17 protein-coding genes are annotated in these 15,549 nt (G+C 60.6%); all 17 read left to right on the top strand.

The genetic code is table 11. The features are described from left to right. Position 1 precedes the first annotated feature (1 nt). The 17 genes from ccoO (BFC21_RS01400) to BFC21_RS01320 all read left to right on the top strand — a co-directional run bounded on the left by ccoO (BFC21_RS01400) (position 2) and on the right by BFC21_RS01320 (position 14,952). Positions 2-610, top strand: coding sequence for a cytochrome-c oxidase, cbb3-type subunit II (gene ccoO, locus BFC21_RS01400; RefSeq protein ID WP_083369456.1), 609 nt, complete (start codon positions 2-4; stop codon positions 608-610). Between the two features lie 15 nt (positions 611-625). Next, a complete protein-coding gene (locus tag BFC21_RS01395; protein ID WP_029611342.1) occupies positions 626-817 on the top strand; it encodes a cbb3-type cytochrome c oxidase subunit 3 in 192 nt (63 codons plus the stop codon). Continuing rightward, a complete protein-coding gene (gene ccoP, locus BFC21_RS01390; RefSeq protein WP_095004101.1) occupies positions 814-1,752 on the top strand; it encodes a cytochrome-c oxidase, cbb3-type subunit III in 939 nt (312 codons plus the stop codon). The genes BFC21_RS01395 and ccoP (BFC21_RS01390) overlap by 4 nt, the downstream gene beginning before the upstream one ends. 468 nt (positions 1,753-2,220) lie before the next feature. Next, positions 2,221-3,663 carry a cytochrome-c oxidase, cbb3-type subunit I gene (gene ccoN, locus BFC21_RS01385; RefSeq protein WP_016780306.1) on the top strand — a complete coding sequence of 481 codons (1,443 nt, stop codon included), beginning with the start codon at positions 2,221-2,223 and terminating at the stop codon, positions 3,661-3,663. Then, positions 3,663-4,274 (top strand): cytochrome-c oxidase, cbb3-type subunit II, encoded by a 612-nt coding sequence (gene ccoO / locus BFC21_RS01380; protein WP_016780305.1) that lies wholly within the window; start codon positions 3,663-3,665, stop codon positions 4,272-4,274. Before ccoN ends, ccoO (BFC21_RS01380) begins: the two co-directional genes overlap by 1 nt. A gap of 5 nt (positions 4,275-4,279) precedes the next feature. Then, positions 4,280-4,471, top strand: a complete 192-nt coding sequence (locus tag BFC21_RS01375) for a CcoQ/FixQ family Cbb3-type cytochrome c oxidase assembly chaperone (protein ID WP_003447209.1) — start codon at positions 4,280-4,282, stop codon at positions 4,469-4,471. Continuing rightward, positions 4,468-5,445 (top strand): cytochrome-c oxidase, cbb3-type subunit III, encoded by a 978-nt coding sequence (gene ccoP, locus BFC21_RS01370; RefSeq protein ID WP_016780303.1) that lies wholly within the window; start codon positions 4,468-4,470, stop codon positions 5,443-5,445. Before BFC21_RS01375 ends, ccoP (BFC21_RS01370) begins: the two co-directional genes overlap by 4 nt. Before the next feature lie 144 nt (positions 5,446-5,589). Further along, positions 5,590-5,841 carry a type II toxin-antitoxin system Phd/YefM family antitoxin gene (locus BFC21_RS01365; RefSeq protein WP_016780302.1) on the top strand — a complete coding sequence of 84 codons (252 nt, stop codon included), beginning with the start codon at positions 5,590-5,592 and terminating at the stop codon, positions 5,839-5,841. Then, complete coding sequence (locus BFC21_RS01360) at positions 5,841-6,284, top strand: type II toxin-antitoxin system VapC family toxin (RefSeq protein ID WP_095004104.1); 444 nt, start codon at positions 5,841-5,843, stop codon at positions 6,282-6,284. Before BFC21_RS01365 ends, BFC21_RS01360 begins: the two co-directional genes overlap by 1 nt. Positions 6,285-6,466: 182 nt before the next feature. Continuing rightward, a complete protein-coding gene (gene ccoG / locus BFC21_RS01355; protein WP_016780300.1) occupies positions 6,467-7,882 on the top strand; it encodes a cytochrome c oxidase accessory protein CcoG in 1,416 nt (471 codons plus the stop codon). A gap of 11 nt (positions 7,883-7,893) precedes the next feature. Next, positions 7,894-8,436, top strand: a complete 543-nt coding sequence (locus BFC21_RS01350) for a FixH family protein (RefSeq protein ID WP_083369455.1) — start codon at positions 7,894-7,896, stop codon at positions 8,434-8,436. 106 nt (positions 8,437-8,542) lie between these two features. Then, a complete protein-coding gene (locus BFC21_RS01345; protein WP_120265534.1) occupies positions 8,543-10,993 on the top strand; it encodes a heavy metal translocating P-type ATPase in 2,451 nt (816 codons plus the stop codon). Between the two features lie 20 nt (positions 10,994-11,013). Then, complete coding sequence (gene ccoS / locus BFC21_RS01340) at positions 11,014-11,244, top strand: cbb3-type cytochrome oxidase assembly protein CcoS (RefSeq protein WP_088379458.1); 231 nt, start codon at positions 11,014-11,016, stop codon at positions 11,242-11,244. Beyond that, on the top strand, positions 11,237-11,920 hold the full coding sequence (locus tag BFC21_RS01335) for a sulfite exporter TauE/SafE family protein (RefSeq protein WP_016780296.1): 684 nt from the start codon (positions 11,237-11,239) through the stop codon (positions 11,918-11,920). The genes ccoS and BFC21_RS01335 overlap by 8 nt, the downstream gene beginning before the upstream one ends. A 195-nt stretch (positions 11,921-12,115) precedes the next feature. Then, positions 12,116-13,498, top strand: a complete 1,383-nt coding sequence (hemN, locus tag BFC21_RS01330; protein WP_120265533.1) for an oxygen-independent coproporphyrinogen III oxidase — start codon at positions 12,116-12,118, stop codon at positions 13,496-13,498. Between the two features lie 120 nt (positions 13,499-13,618). After that, entirely contained in the window at positions 13,619-14,353 is a 735-nt protein-coding gene (gene fnr, locus BFC21_RS01325; protein WP_088379456.1) for a fumarate/nitrate reduction transcriptional regulator Fnr, read from the top strand. Between the two features lie 53 nt (positions 14,354-14,406). Then, positions 14,407-14,952, top strand: a complete 546-nt coding sequence (locus BFC21_RS01320) for an adenine phosphoribosyltransferase (RefSeq protein WP_016780293.1) — start codon at positions 14,407-14,409, stop codon at positions 14,950-14,952. Positions 14,953-15,549 lie beyond the last annotated feature (597 nt).

Raw genomic sequence — 15,549 nt, 5'->3', positions numbered from 1 at the left:
AATGAAACACGAAGTCGTTGAAAAAAATATCGGCCTGATGCTGTTGCTGATGATCCTGTGCGTAAGCGTGGGCGGCCTGACGCAAATCGTCCCGCTGTTCTTTGAGGACGTGACCAACACCCCGGTGGAGGGCATGAAGCCTTACACCGCACTGCAACTGGAAGGTCGCGATATCTACATCCGTGAAGGCTGTGTGCAGTGCCACTCGCAGATGATTCGCCCGTTCCGGGCCGAGACCGAGCGTTATGGTCACTACTCGGTAGCCGGTGAAAGCGTGTGGGACCACCCGTTCCTGTGGGGCTCCAAGCGCACAGGGCCGGACCTGGCCCGCGTCGGCGGCCGCTACTCGGATGACTGGCACCGCGCGCACTTGTACAACCCGCGCAACGTCGTGCCCGAGTCAAAAATGCCCGCCTACCCGTGGCTGGTCGCCGCGCCGGTGGACAGCAGCCATACCGAGAAAAAACTCGAAGTAATGCGCACCCTGGGCGTGCCTTACACCGACGAAGACATCGCCAATGCCAAGCAGTCCGTGCAGGGCAAGACCGAGATGGACGCTCTGGTCGCCTACCTGCAAGTGCTGGGCACTGCCATCAAGAGCAAGAGGTGAGTCATGGTCTTGGAGATGAGTAGTGGAATGATTCGCGGCCTGGGCACCGTGGTGGTGGCCGTGGCGTTTATCGGTCTGGCGCTGTGGGTGTTCAGCCCGCGGCGCAAATCGGAGTTTGAAGACGCGACCTTACTGCCATTCAAGGACGATCCAGAGGCGATTCAACACGTCGAGAAAGAACAAGCGTCTAGGAGTAACAAAGCATGACCACCTTCTGGAGTCTGTACATATGCGTGCTGACTATCGGCACGCTGATCGGCCTGACCTGGCTGCTGGTCAGTACGCGCAAGGGCGAAACCAAAAGCGATACCGTCGAAACCATGGGCCACAGCTTTGACGGCATCGAGGAGTACGACAACCCGCTGCCACAATGGTGGTTCATGTTGTTCGTGGGCACCCTGGTGTTTTCGGTGGGTTACCTGATCCTCTACCCGGGCCTGGGCAACTGGAAAGGCCTGCTGCCCGGCTATGAAAACGGCTGGACCGGTGTTCATGAGTGGGAAAAGGAGATGGACAAGGCGGACGCCAAATTCGGTCCCATCTACGCCAAATATGCCTCCATGCCCGTTGAGCAAGTGGCGCAGGACCCGGCGGCGCTGAAAATGGGCGGGCGCCTGTTTGCCTCCAACTGCTCGGTGTGCCACGGCTCGGATGCCAAGGGCGCGTTCGGTTTCCCTAACCTGGCCGACAGCACCTGGCGCTGGGGCGGCGATGCCGACACGATCAAGACCACCATCATGGGTGGGCGCATCGCTGCCATGCCGGCCTGGGGTGAAGTACTGGGTGAAGACGGGGTGAAAAACGTCGCCGCCTATGTACGCCACGACCTGGCAGGCCTGCCGCTGCCTGAAGGCGCCACTGTCGACCTGGCGGCCGGCAAGCAGGCGTTTGATACCACTTGCGTGGCCTGCCACGGGGCTGAAGGCAAAGGCATGCCGATGATGGGCGCGCCCGACCTGACCCAACCGGCCGGTTTTATCTACGGCACCAGCCTGGCGCAATTGCAGCAAACCATTCGCCACGGCCGCCAGGGCCATATGCCGGCGCAAAACGAGTTGCTGGGCAACGACAAGGTGCAGTTGCTGGCGGCTTATGTATTCAGCTTGTCACACGGTAATCAAGAGGAAAAAGCTGCCGAATAATTACCGGACATTTCCTGCCGCATCATTTTGGTGCGGCAGTTCCCGCCTCAAAGCGCGACCAAGTGTCGCACCTCTTTCAGCCCCGCCATTGCTCTCCCGCCATTCAAGACTAAGCTCAACGCTTGTGTGAGCCGGATCTGTGCAGCGCCACGTCAAGTGAAACTAACCGGTAAGTTGAAGGGCAGCGTTACGGGCCACAATGGTGGGTTTGCACCGGCTATCGTGCATTACGATGTTTGCCGCGCCTTGCCCCCACCTCAACCCGCCCGCCTCGACCCCTTCACTTTTGCCCTGCATGCAGCGTTTTTGGCGAGGTCACTTTGACCTTACTCCCCGCATGGAAAGGCCGCAGAACAAGCCTTGGAAAGCATTGACCGGGGTCATGGTTCGTTGCAATAGCCCTACGCTTTATACATACTTGCGACCGATTTTTATCCTAATAAAATACTTAAACCGTGGAACCTTAGAATGAGCACAGCAATCAGCCCGACTGCTTATAACTATAAGGTAGTCCGCCAGTTCGCCATCATGACGGTGGTCTGGGGGATCCTTGGCATGGGGCTCGGGGTTTTCATCGCGTCACAGCTTGTGTGGCCTGAATTGAACCTTGGCCTCGAGTGGACGACCTTCGGCCGTCTGCGTCCCCTGCATACCAACCTTGTGATTTTTGCCTTTGGTGGCTGTGCATTGTTTGGCACCTCCTACTACGTCGTGCAGCGAACCTGCCAGACACGACTGATCTCCGATTCGCTGGCCTCGTTTACCTTCTGGGGTTGGCAGGCGGTTATCGTCGGCGCGATCATCACCCTGCCACTGGGTTACACCACAACCAAAGAATACGCCGAGCTGGAATGGCCACTGGCTATTTTGCTGGCGATAGTCTGGGTGACCTACGGCATTGTGTTCTTCGGCACCATTACCAAGCGCAAAACCAAGCACATCTATGTCGGTAACTGGTTCTACGGTGCGTTCATTGTCGTGACGGCAATGCTGCATATCGTCAACCACGCGTCACTGCCGGTGAGCTTCTTCAAGTCCTACTCGGCTTACGCCGGTGCGACTGACGCCATGATCCAGTGGTGGTATGGCCACAACGCCGTAGGTTTCTTCCTGACTACAGGCTTTTTGGGGATGATGTACTACTTCGTACCCAAGCAGGCCGAGCGTCCGATCTACTCGTACCGCCTGTCCATCGTGCACTTCTGGGCGCTGATCACCCTGTATATCTGGGCCGGCCCTCACCACCTGCACTACACCGCACTGCCGGACTGGGCCCAGTCTTTGGGCATGGCGATGTCGATCATCCTGCTTGCACCAAGCTGGGGCGGCATGATCAACGGCATGATGACCCTCTCGGGCGCCTGGCATAAGCTGCGCACCGACCCGATCCTGCGTTTCCTCGTGGTGTCCCTGGCCTTCTACGGCATGTCGACCTTCGAAGGCCCGATGATGGCCATCAAGACCGTCAACGCGCTGTCGCACTACACCGACTGGACCATCGGCCACGTACACGCCGGCGCTCTGGGTTGGGTGGCGATGATCTCGATCGGTGCCATGTACCACATGATCCCCAAAGTCTACGGCCAGAAGCAGATGTACAGCACCGGCCTGATCAACGTGCACTTCTGGCTGGCGACTATCGGTACCGTGCTTTACATCGCTTCGATGTGGGTCAACGGCATCACCCAGGGCCTGATGTGGCGTGCGATCAACGACGACGGCACGCTGACCTACTCGTTCGTGGAAGCGCTGCAAGCCAGCCACCCGGGCTTTATCGTTCGCGCCCTTGGCGGTGCCATTTTCGCCAGCGGCATGCTGTTCATGGCCTACAACGTGTTCCGTACCGTTCGTGCCTCGAACCCGGTAGAAGCTGAAGCGGCGAGCAAGATCGCTGTAGTTGGAGCCCACTGATGATCAAGCACGAAACAATCGAGAAGAACATCGGCCTGATGGCCTTCTTCATGGTCATTGCCGTGAGCATTGGCGGCCTGACGCAAATCGTTCCGCTGTTCTTCCAGGACGTGACCAACACCCCGGTCGAGGGCATGAAGCCGCGCAGCGCGCTGGAGCTTGAAGGCCGCGATATCTACATCGCCAACGGCTGTGTCGGTTGCCACTCGCAGATGATCCGTCCGTTCCGCGCCGAAACCGAACGTTATGGCCACTACTCGGTGGCCGGTGAAAGCGTATGGGACCACCCGTTCCTGTGGGGTTCCAAGCGCACCGGCCCGGACCTGGCCCGTGTTGGCGGTCGTTACTCCGATGACTGGCAACGTGCGCACTTGTACAACCCGCGCAACGTCGTGCCCGAGTCGATCATGCCGGCGTACCCGTTCCTCGTTGAGCGCAAGCTGGACGGCAAGGACACCGCGAAAAAAATGGAAGTCTTGCGCACGCTCGGCGTCCCTTACACCGACGAAGACATCGCCGGCGCCAAGGATGCAGTGAAGGGCAAAACCGAAATGGACGCACTGGTGGCTTACCTCCAGGGCTTGGGCACCATCATCAAAAGCAAACGGTGATCTGAATGGATATCGGGATGATTCGTGGCCTGGGCACTGTCGTCGTGATGGTGGCTTTTATCGGTTTGGCATTGTGGGTATTCAGCCCGCGCCGCAAGTCAGAATTTGACGACGCGACCCTGTTGCCGTTCAAGGATGATCCCGAAGCCATCAAGCACGTCGAGCAAGAGCAAGCTTCTAGGAGTAACAAAGAATGACTACGTTCTGGAGTCTGTACGTTACAGTCCTCACTCTGGGTACCATCTTCGCCCTGACCTGGCTGTTGCTGGCCACCCGCAAGGGCCAGCGCAGCGAGCAGACCGACGAGAAAGTCGGCCACGCGTTCGACGGCATCGAAGAGTACGACAACCCAATGCCGAAATGGTGGTTCATGCTGTTTGTGGGCACCGTGATTTTCGCCCTCGGCTACCTCGTGCTGTACCCGGGCCTGGGCAACTGGAAAGGCCTGCTGCCGGGCTACCAGTACCTGGACACCAAAGAGCAGACGCCGTTTGCCAATGGCCAGACCGGCTGGACCGGGGTGCATGAGTGGGAAAAGGAAATGGCCAAGTCGGACGCCAAGTTTGGGCCGATCTTCGCCAAATTCGCAGCCATGCCCATTGAAGAAGTGGCCAAGGACCCGCAAGCACTGAAAATGGGTGGCCGCCTGTTCGCCTCCAACTGCTCGGTGTGCCACGGTTCCGACGCCAAGGGCGCCTACGGCTTTCCTAACCTGACCGACGCCGACTGGCGCTGGGGCGGTACGCCGGCCGACATCAAGACCACCATCATGGCCGGCCGTCATGCGGTCATGCCGGGCTGGTCGGAAGTGATCGGCGAGCAAGGCGTCAGCGACGTGGCCGCCTATGTGCTGACCAGCCTCGACGGGCGCAAGCTGCCGGAAGGCGCGAAAGCCGACCCTGCCAAAGGCAAGGAAATCTACGCGACCAACTGTGCGGTTTGCCACGGGCCTGAAGGCAAGGGTAACCCGCTGATGGGCGCGCCCAACCTGACTCACCCCGGGGCGTTTATCTACGGTTCGAGCTTTGCTCAACTGCAGCAGACCATCCGTTACGGCCGTCAGGGCCAGATGCCTGCCCAGGCTGACCTGCAAGGCAACGACAAGGTTCACTTGCTGGCTGCCTATGTTTACAGCCTGTCCCATGGCGATGAGGCCAAGGCAGACGAGTAACGCGGTAGTTTGAACGCTGCAAAAAATGGCCCCGCCAACGAAAGTTGCCGGGGCCATTTTGTTTCAGGGCTGCAGCCGCTATTGCCGTAATCACCCGTAAGGTAGTAACGTTTCTACATTGTAGTTTTTGGGGAGGATCAGCCCATGACCATCACCACCATTTCCAGCCGCGAATTCAACCAGGACACAAGCGGTGCCAAAAAAGCATCGCAACAAGGGCCTGTTTACATTACTGACCGTGGTCGCCCCGCCCATGTACTGCTATGCATGGAGGAGTACCAACGGCTAACCGGCCTGGACACCAGCATTGTCGACCTGCTGGTGATGCCCGACACAACGCCGGTTGAATTCGAACCCGAACGCGCAGTCATCACACCGCGCCCAGTGGATTTCTAATGTTCCTGCTCGATACCAACGTCATCTCCGAGCTTCGCAAGCCCCAGGCCGACCCGAACGTGGTCGCCTGGGCCAACAGCGTTCCGGCCTACAGGCTGTATATTTCGGCCATTACCCTGCTTGAAATCGAAACCGGCATCCTGCGTCTGGAACGGCGCGACCCGGTGCAGGCCTTGCCGCTGCGTATCTGGCTCGACAGCCATGTAACCCCCGCCTTTGCCGGGCGCGTGCTGTCGGTCGACGCTAGTGTTGCCCGTCGCTGCGCCCACCTGCACGTCCCCGACCGCAGCAATGAGTGCGACGCCCTGATCGCCGCCACCGCACTGGTGCACGACATGACCCTCGTCACGCGCAACGCCCGGGATTTCACCTTTGCAGGTATCACCGTGATCAACCCCTGGGAGCCCGTATCGAGGCTTCGCGCAACCTACGCGCAGCCTTAAGTCAATTGATCCATGTCATGACTTGTTACAACTCCTATACCAACTTGCCATTTTCCGGAACGCGACCAAAGGTCGCACCCTTGAGCTAGAGTCACAGGGGTATCATTACGCTATCGCAACACCTTCTGACCGCGGTCGGCACGTACTGACCGAGGCATTTTCCACTGCCGTGGGACGCACTAATGAGCAATCAGATTCCTGTACACAACGTCACTCCGCCTGCCAAGAAACCCGCTGAAAGCACCGATCTGTACGCGGCCCGGGAAAAGATCTACACCCGCGCCTTTACCGGACTTTTCCGCAACCTGCGTATCGGCGGCGGGGCGATATTGTTCCTGCTGTATTTTGGTACGGTGTGGCTCAACTGGGGCGGTCACCAGGCTGTGTGGTGGAACCTGCCCGAGCGTAAATTCTTTATTTTTGGTGCCACCTTCTGGCCACAGGATTTCATCCTGCTGTCAGGGCTGCTGATCGTCGCAGCCTTTGGCCTGTTCTTTATTACCGTGTACGCCGGGCGCGTGTGGTGTGGCTATACCTGCCCGCAAAGCGTGTGGACCTGGGTGTTCATGTGGTGCGAAAAGGTCACTGAAGGCGACCGCAACCAGCGCATCAAGCTGGACAAGGCACCGATGAGTGCCAACAAGTTTGTGCGCAAGTTCAGCAAACACACGCTCTGGTTGTTGATCGGCTTTGTCACCGGCATGACCTTTGTCGGCTACTTTTCGCCCATCCGCGAACTGGTGATCGACTTTTTCACCGGCCAGGCCGATGGCTGGGCGTATTTCTGGGTCGGTTTCTTCACCCTCGCCACCTACGGCAACGCCGGCTGGCTGCGCGAGCAAGTATGCATCTACATGTGCCCGTATGCGCGCTTCCAGAGCGTGATGTTCGACAAGGACACCCTGATCGTTTCCTACGATCCGCGCCGCGGCGAAGTCCGTGGCCCGCGCAAAAAAGACGCCGACTACAAGGCTATGGGCCTGGGCGACTGCATCGACTGCACCATGTGCGTGCAGGTATGCCCCACCGGCATTGATATCCGCGACGGCCTGCAAATCGAATGCATCGGCTGCGCCGCCTGCATCGATGCCTGCGACAGCATCATGGACAAGATGAACTACCCCCGCGGCCTGATCAGCTACACCACCGAGCACAACCTCTCAGGCCAGAAAACCCACAAGCTGCGCCCGCGCCTGATCGGTTATGCACTGGTCTTGCTGACCATGATGGGCCTGCTGGCCGCTGCGTTCTTTACCCGTACGCTGGTGGGCTTCGATGTCAGCAAGGACCGCGTGCTCTACCGCGAAAACGCCGAAGGGCGGATCGAAAACGTCTACAGCCTGAAGATCATGAACAAGGACCAGCACGACCACACGTATGTGCTGGAGGCCACCGGCCTGCCGGACCTCAAGCTGCAGGGCAAGCGCGAGATCAAGGTCGCGGCCGGCGATATCGTCAGCCTGCCGGTCGAGCTGTCGATTGCTCCCGAGAAACTGCCGTCAAGCACCAACGAGGTGTTCTTTATCCTCAAGGACGCTGACAACAACGACGTCAACGTTAAAGCCAAGAGCCGATTCATCGGCCCACAAATCAGATAAGAGAATTCGACATGCCCGCAGCAAACGCTTCCAGCCCCTGGTACAAGCACATTTGGCCCTGGATCATCATTGCCATCCTGGCTTGCTCGGTAACCCTGACCCTGTCGATGGTCACCATTGCCGTGAACAACCCGGACAACCTGGTCAACGACAATTACTACGAGGCAGGCAAAGGCATCAACCGTGCACTGGACCGCGAACTGCTGGGCCAGACCCTGCAACTCAAAGCCAAGCTGCGCCTGGACGAAATGACCGGTGAAGTCGTGCTGCTGCTGGAAGGCAACAGCAAACCACAGGTGCTGGAGCTGAACCTGATCTCTCCGACCCAGCCGGAAAAAGACCGCAAGATCAGCCTAAGCCAGAGCGCATCAGAACCGGGGCGCTATATCGGCCAACTGGATGACAAGATCGAAGGCCGCCGTTTTGTCGAGCTGCTGGGAGTCGAAGACGGCAAGACCTGGCGCCTGTTTGAAGAAGAGCTGGTCGGCCACGACAAGGACCTGCTGTTGGGCGACGAGCCCATTCAGGGCGCTGAAGACCACACGTCGAAATAACCCCATCGCGGGCAAGCCCGCTCCCACAGGGATGCGCGAACCCTGTGGGAGCGGGCTTGCCCGCGATGAGGTATTTTCCGGCGACACCATATCGCGATAGAACGCCATGACCACTCCCGTTCCCTGCTATCACTGCGCCCTGCCCGTCCCGCCCGGCAGCCGGTTTACCGCCGTTGTCCTGGGCGAAGTGCGCGAGTTCTGCTGCCCGGGCTGCCAGGCTGTGGCCGAAGCCATCGTCGCCGGCGGCCTGGAAAGCTACTACCAGCACCGCAGTGAAGCCTCTGCTAACCCCGAAGCGTTGCCTGTGCAACTGGTCGAAGAGTTGGCGCTGTATGACCGCCCCGACGTGCAAAAGCCCTTTGTCCGACATGAGGGCGAGCAAGCCGAAACCACCCTGCTGATCGAAGGCATCAGCTGCGCAGCCTGTGGCTGGCTGATCGAAAAGCACCTGCGCCATCTACCTGCGGTCAGCGAAGCCCGGCTCAACCTGTCCAACCACCGCCTGCATGTGCGCTGGGATGACAGCCAGTTGCCATTGAGTGAAGTGCTCAGCGAACTGCGCCATATCGGCTATGCCGCGCACCCCTACCAGGCCGACCGCGCCACCGAACAACTGGCCAGCGAAAACCGCCTGGCCTTGCGCCAGCTAGGCGTCGCCGGGCTGCTGTGGTTCCAGGCCATGATGGCCACTATGGCCACCTGGCCCGAATTCAATATCGACCTCAGCCCCGAGATGCATACCATCCTGCGCTGGGTGGCGTTGTTTCTGACAACGCCTATCGTGTTTTACAGTTGCGCACCGTTTTTCAAAGGCGCCATGCGCGACCTGCGCACCCGTCACCTGACGATGGATGTGTCGGTGTCCCTGGCCATCGGCGGGGCCTATATCGCCGGAATCTGGACGGCCATCACCGGTGTTGGCGAACTGTATTTCGATGCTGTGGGCATGTTTGCCTTGTTCTTGCTGGCCGGGCGCTATCTGGAGCGCCGCGCCCGGGAGCGCACTGCCGCCGCCACTGCGCAACTGGTCAACCTGCTACCCGCCTCGTGCCTGCGCCTGAGCGCTGATGGCCAGAGCGAGCGTATCCTGCTGACCGAATTGAAGGTCGGCGACCGCGTACTGGTACACCCCGGGGCAATCCTGCCGGCCGACGGCAAGATCCTCGATGGCCAGTCCAGCATCGACGAGTCCCTGCTGACCGGCGAGTACCTGCCGCAGCCGCGCCGGATTGGCGATGCTGTCACTGCGGGCACCCTGAATGTGGAAGGCGCGCTGACCGTGGAAGTCATGGCCCTGGGCCAGGACACGCGCCTGTCCGCCATCGTGCGCCTGCTCGATCGCGCGCAAAGCGAAAAACCACGCCTGGCAGAAATTGCCGACAAGGCGGCGCAATGGTTCCTGCTGTTTTCGTTGATCGCCGCTGCCGGGATCGGCCTGCTGTGGTGGCAACTGGATCCATCACGGGCCTTCTGGATTGTCCTGGCGATGCTGGTAGCCACCTGCCCGTGCGCATTGTCGCTGGCGACGCCGACTGCCCTCACCGCCGCCACCGGCACCCTGCACAAGCTGGGCTTGCTGATGACTCGCGGCCATGTGATCGAAGGCCTGAACCAGATTGATACAGTGATTTTCGACAAGACCGGCACCCTGACCGAAGGCCGTCTGGCCCTGCGCGCCATCCGCCCCTTGCGCGACCTGGACAGCGACCAGTGCCTGGCCCTGGCCGCCGCCCTCGAAAACCGCTCCGAGCACCCCATCGCCCGCGCCTTTGGCCGTGCCCCGCAAGCGGCCGATGAAGTGCACAGCACCCCGGGGCTGGGCCTTGAAGGGCGGGTCGGCGAACAGCGCTTGCGCATTGGCCAGCCGGGTTTTGTCTGCGCGCTGAGCCAGTGCCAGGCCCCAGACATGCCGGATGAGCCCGGCCAATGGCTGCTGCTGGGCGACAGCGAGGGCGTACTGGCCTGGTTTGTCCTGGACGACCGCCTGCGCGACGACGCCCCGGCATTGCTGGCGGCGTGCAAGGCCCGCGGCTGGCACACATTGCTGCTCTCGGGGGACAGTTCGCCGATGGTCGCCAGCGTGGCCGCCGAACTGGGAATTGATCAAGCGCAGGGCGGCTTGCGCCCGGATGACAAGCTGCAGGTCTTGCAGCAGTTGCACGCCCAGGGGCGCAAGGTGCTGATGCTGGGGGACGGCGTCAACGATGTGCCGGTGCTGGCCGCTGCCGATATCAGCGTGGCGATGGGCTCGGCCACGGACCTGGCAAAAACCAGTGCCGATGCGGTACTGCTGTCCAACCGCCTCGACGCGCTGGTGCAGGCCTTCAGCCTGGCGCGACGGACCCGGCGGGTGATCATCGAGAATCTGCTGTGGGCCGGCCTCTACAATGGCCTGATGCTGCCATTTGCCGCGCTGGGCTGGATTACCCCGATCTGGGCCGCCATCGGCATGTCGCTCAGCTCATTGACCGTGGTGCTCAACGCCTTGCGCCTGACGCGCATGCCCGCGGTGGCGCATACTCGCGCCATGCCACACAACCGCCCGCTACCGGCCTGAACCGGTCGCCTGGAGCCCTTATGCCAGCGCTTTACATTATGATTCCGGCGGCATTGCTGATTGTCGCCATCTGCATTTTCATCTTCTTCTGGGCGGTCGACAGCGGCCAGTACGACGACCTGGACAGCCCGGCCCACAGCATCCTGTTCGACGATCAGGACCCGCAGCACACCGCTGCCGTCGAAGAAGCCAAAAACCTGCACCCGGAATCGACCACCGACACCGACAGCAAGTCGCCACCCCATGCTTGAACTGGCGCCCCTGCTGGTCTCGGCCGTGATTCTGGGCCTGCTCGGCGGCGGCCACTGCCTGGGCATGTGCGGCGGCCTGATGGGCGCGCTGACCCTGGCCATCCCCAAGGAACAACGCAGCCGACGCTTCAGGCTACTGTTGGCCTACAACCTGGGTCGAATTCTCAGCTATGCCACGGCGGGATTACTGCTGGGGCTGGCAGGCTGGGCGGTGGCCAACAGTCCAGCGGCCATGTTTATGCGCATCCTCGCCGGCCTGTTGCTGATTTGCATGGGCCTGTACCTGGCTGGCTGGTGGAGTGGCCTGACCCGCATCGAAAGCCTGGGCCGCGGCCTGTGGCGGCATATCCAGCCCGTGGCCACCCGCTTGCTGCCGGTATCCAGCCTGCCCCGCGCCCTGCTGCTGGGCGCACTGTGGGGCTGGCTGCCCTGCGGATTGGTGTACAGCACACTGATCTGGTCGGCCAGCCAGGGCAGCGCAATCGACAGTGCCTTGCTGATGCTGGCATTTGGTTTAGGTACCTGGCCCGTGTTGCTGGCCACCGGCCTGGCCGCCGAACGGGTCACTGCGCTGCTGCGCAAACGCAGTGTGCGCATGGCTGGCGGCCTGCTGGTGATCCTGTTCGGTATCTGGACCCTGCCCGGCCCGCACCAGCACTGGCTGATGGGGCACTAGACAGCCCCTGTGGGAGCGGGCTTGCTCGCGATGGCATCACTGCGATTTTCCTGGCAGTCCGCGTCGCTGGTATCGCGAGCAAGCCCGCTCCCACAGAAACCTTGCCAATCACAGCCGTTGATGCAAATCAAGATGCTACAACGCCCCACCCCCTAGACTCCTGAGCATTGCCAGCCATCCCAGGGGAATGCCCGCATGCTCGACGCCATTCGTTGGGACCCAGAATTGATCCGCCGCTACGACCTGGCCGGACCGCGCTACACGTCGTATCCCACCGCCATGCAGTTCAACAGCCAGGTCAGCCCGTTCGACTTGCTCCACGCCCTGCGCGAGAGCCGCAAGGCGCTGCGCCCGCTGTCGCTGTATGTGCATGTGCCGTTCTGCGCGAACATTTGCTATTACTGCGCCTGCAACAAGGTCATCACCAAGGACCGTGGCCGGGCCCAGCCCTACCTGCAAAAGCTCGAGCAGGAAATCCAGATGATCGCCTGCCACCTCGACCCCAAACAGAAGGTCGAACAATTGCACTTTGGCGGCGGTACCCCGACGTTTCTCAGCCACGACGAATTGCGTCAACTGATGGCCAAGCTGCGCCAGCAATTCAATTTGCTGGACGACGATTCCGGTGACTACGGTATCGAAATAGACCCACGGGAAGCCGACTGGTCGACCATGGGCCTGTTGCGCGAACTGGGCTTCAACCGTGTCAGCATCGGCCTGCAAGACCTCGATCCAGAGGTGCAGCGGGCGGTCAATCGCCTGCAAAGCCTGGAAGAGACCCGCGCCGTGATCGATGCCGCGCGCACCCTGCAATTTCGCTCGATCAACATCGACCTGATCTACGGCCTGCCCAAGCAGACGCCCGAAGCCTTTGCCCGCACCGTCGAGGAAGTGATCAGCCTGCAGCCCGATCGCCTGTCGGTGTTCAACTACGCGCACTTGCCTGAACGCTTTATGCCGCAGCGCCGCATCAACACCAGCGACCTGCCCTCACCTGCCGCCAAACTGCAGATGCTGGAGCGCACCATCGAGCAACTGACCGGCGCCGGCTATCGCTATATCGGCATGGACCACTTCGCCCTGCCCGACGACGAACTGGCCATCGCCCAGGAAGAATCAACCCTGCAACGCAACTTCCAGGGCTACACCACCCACGGCCATTGCGACCTGATCGGGCTGGGCGTTTCGGCCATCAGCCAGATCGGCGACCTGTATTGCCAGAACGACAGTGACCTGGCGAGCTACCAGCGCACCCTGGCCAGCGACCAGCTCGCCACCAGCCGCGGCCTGCTGTGCAATCAGGACGATCGTATCCGCCGCGAAGTCATCCAGCAGATCATCTGCAATCTGCAGTTGCCCTTTGCCCATGTAGAGCAGATGTTCAACATCGACTTTCGCGGTTATTTTGCGCCGCAATGGCCGACGCTCAAGACCATGGCCAATGACGGGCTGATCGCCCTGGACGACGAACATTTGACCGTACTGCCTGCCGGGCGGCTGCTGGTGCGCTCGGTGTGCATGGTGTTCGACGCCTACCTTGAGCAACAAACCCGCCAGCGCTATTCGCGGGTGATTTAAGGCCTCGAACACGGCCTCTACAGCATGAGATGAGTGCACTGGCGTGGTGCGGCTGGCCTACCCCCCCCACGCTGGGGTACCCTTGCATCTTATGTGTGTTTTCCTACAAGGATTTAAGAAATGTCCGAGCCAGTAAAAGTGCGAGCTCATAATCAGGCCCAGTGCAAGGATTGCAGTCTGGCCCCTCTCTGCTTGCCACTTTCGTTGAACCTGGAAGACATGGATGCGCTGGAAGAAATCGTCAAGCGCGGCCGCCCACTGAAAAAAGGCGAATTCCTGTTCCGCCAGGGCGACACCTTTGGCTCGGTTTACGCCGTACGTTCTGGCGCACTGAAAACCTTCAGCCTGAGCGACAACGGTGAGGAGCAAATTACCGGCTTCCACCTGCCCAGCGAACTGGTCGGCCTCTCCGGCATGGACACTGAAACCTACCCGGTATCGGCCCAGGCCCTGGAAACCACGCCGGTGTGCGAAATTCCTTTTGAGCGTCTCGATGAACTCTCGGTACAACTGCCACAGCTGCGTCGCCAGCTGATGCGGGTCATGAGCCGCGAAATCCGCGACGATCAGCAAATGATGCTGCTGCTGTCGAAAAAAACCGCTGACGAGCGTATCGCCACCTTTCTGGTCAACCTGTCAGCACGTTTCCGTGCTCGCGGCTTCTCGGCCAATCAGTTCCGCCTGAGCATGTCGCGCAACGAAATCGGCAACTACCTGGGCCTGGCCGTAGAAACCGTGTCCCGCGTATTCACCCGCTTGCAGGAAAACCAGCTGATTACCGCCGAAGGCAAAGAAGTGCATATTCTTGACCCGATCAAGCTGTGCGCCCTGGCCGGTGGTTCGCTGGAGGTCTGAGACGGCTTGACGGGTTATACTGGCGCGCTTAACGCTCCCCAGGACAGCCCGATATGGTCTCCGACGATTTTTGCCTCAAAACCCTGATCCGCCCGGTTGTTGATTTCCCCAAGCCGGGCGTCATCTTTCGTGATATCACTCCGCTGTACCAGTCGCCGCGTGCCATGCGCGTGATTGCCGACCGTTTTATCGAGCGCTACGTCGAGGCTGATTTCAGCCATATCGGCGCAATGGACGCCCGGGGCTTCCTGATCGGTTCGGTACTGGCCCACCAGCTCAACAAACCGCTGATCCTGTTTCGCAAACAAGGCAAATTGCCCGCTGACGTATTGGCCGAAGGCTATCAGACGGAATATGGCGAAGCGTTTCTGGAAGTTCACGCCGACAGCCTGTGTGAAGGTGACTCGTTGCTGATCGTCGATGACTTGATTGCTACAGGCGGCACGCTGATTGCGGCAGCCAACCTGGTGCGACGCATGGGTGCGCAGGTGTTTGAAGCAGCAGCCATCATCGACCTGCCCGAGCTGGGCGGTTCGCAGCGCCTGCAGGATTTGGGCGTGCCGACTTTTTGCCTAACGGAATTTTCGTTAACCGAATAAACCGAAAGCCCCCCCCTGTGGGAGCGGGCCTGCTCGCGATGGCATCGCTACGGTGTACCTGCCAGTCCGCGCCGTCTGCATCGCAGGCAAGCCAGCTCCCACAGGTAATGCATGACCAACTGAATTCGTGGCTTGCCAGGAACCTTTGTGGGAGCGGGCTTGCTCGCGATGGCATCGCTGCGGTGCACCTGCCAGTCCGCGCCGCCTGCATCGCAGGCAAGCCTGCTCCCACAGGTAATGCATTACCAACTGAATTCGCGGCTTGCCAGCCCCCCACCTGTGGGAGCGGGCTTGCTCGCGATGGCATCGCTGCGGTGTACCTGCCAGTCCGCGCCGCCTGCATCGCAGGCAAGCCAGCTCCCACAGGTAATGCATGACCAACTGAATTCGCGGCGTGCCAGGCCCCCACCTGTGGGAGCGGGCTTGCTCGCGATGGCATCGCTGCGGTGTACCTGCCAGTCCGCGCCGTCTGCATCGCAGGCAAGCCAGCTCCCACAGGTAATGCATGACCAGCAGAATTCGCGGCTTGCCAGAATCCCTTGTGCGAGCGGGCTTGCTCGCGATGGCATCGCTGCGGTGTACTTGCCAGTCCGCGCC

It is taken from the genome of Pseudomonas sp. TMW 2.1634 (genome assembly GCF_001703595.1).
In the GTDB taxonomy this organism is placed as follows: Bacteria; Pseudomonadota; Gammaproteobacteria; order Pseudomonadales; family Pseudomonadaceae; genus Aquipseudomonas; species Aquipseudomonas fragi.
The sequence above is the reverse complement of the archived record's forward strand: the minus strand, read 5'-3'. Positions and strand labels throughout refer to the sequence as shown.

What these genes read in the sequence shown, in the direction of transcription:
- BFC21_RS01320 (WP_016780293.1), top strand. Translation starts at nt 14,407, where the DNA reads ATGGTCTCCGACGATTTTTGCCTCAAAACCCTGATCCGCCCGGTTGTT.
- ccoO (WP_016780305.1), top strand. Translation starts at nt 3,663, where the DNA reads ATGATCAAGCACGAAACAATCGAGAAGAACATCGGCCTGATGGCCTTC.
- ccoN (WP_016780306.1), top strand. Translation starts at nt 2,221, where the DNA reads ATGAGCACAGCAATCAGCCCGACTGCTTATAACTATAAGGTAGTCCGC.
- BFC21_RS01345 (WP_120265534.1), top strand. Translation starts at nt 8,543, where the DNA reads ATGACCACTCCCGTTCCCTGCTATCACTGCGCCCTGCCCGTCCCGCCC.
- hemN (WP_120265533.1), top strand. Translation starts at nt 12,116, where the DNA reads ATGCTCGACGCCATTCGTTGGGACCCAGAATTGATCCGCCGCTACGAC.
- ccoS (WP_088379458.1), top strand. Translation starts at nt 11,014, where the DNA reads ATGCCAGCGCTTTACATTATGATTCCGGCGGCATTGCTGATTGTCGCC.
- ccoP (WP_095004101.1), top strand. Translation starts at nt 814, where the DNA reads ATGACCACCTTCTGGAGTCTGTACATATGCGTGCTGACTATCGGCACG.
- BFC21_RS01350 (WP_083369455.1), top strand. Translation starts at nt 7,894, where the DNA reads ATGCCCGCAGCAAACGCTTCCAGCCCCTGGTACAAGCACATTTGGCCC.
- BFC21_RS01335 (WP_016780296.1), top strand. Translation starts at nt 11,237, where the DNA reads ATGCTTGAACTGGCGCCCCTGCTGGTCTCGGCCGTGATTCTGGGCCTG.
- BFC21_RS01365 (WP_016780302.1), top strand. Translation starts at nt 5,590, where the DNA reads ATGACCATCACCACCATTTCCAGCCGCGAATTCAACCAGGACACAAGC.
- BFC21_RS01360 (WP_095004104.1), top strand. Translation starts at nt 5,841, where the DNA reads ATGTTCCTGCTCGATACCAACGTCATCTCCGAGCTTCGCAAGCCCCAG.
- BFC21_RS01375 (WP_003447209.1), top strand. Translation starts at nt 4,280, where the DNA reads ATGGATATCGGGATGATTCGTGGCCTGGGCACTGTCGTCGTGATGGTG.
- fnr (WP_088379456.1), top strand. Translation starts at nt 13,619, where the DNA reads ATGTCCGAGCCAGTAAAAGTGCGAGCTCATAATCAGGCCCAGTGCAAG.
- ccoO (WP_083369456.1), top strand. Translation starts at nt 2, where the DNA reads ATGAAACACGAAGTCGTTGAAAAAAATATCGGCCTGATGCTGTTGCTG.
- BFC21_RS01395 (WP_029611342.1), top strand. Translation starts at nt 626, where the DNA reads ATGAGTAGTGGAATGATTCGCGGCCTGGGCACCGTGGTGGTGGCCGTG.
- ccoP (WP_016780303.1), top strand. Translation starts at nt 4,468, where the DNA reads ATGACTACGTTCTGGAGTCTGTACGTTACAGTCCTCACTCTGGGTACC.
- ccoG (WP_016780300.1), top strand. Translation starts at nt 6,467, where the DNA reads ATGAGCAATCAGATTCCTGTACACAACGTCACTCCGCCTGCCAAGAAA.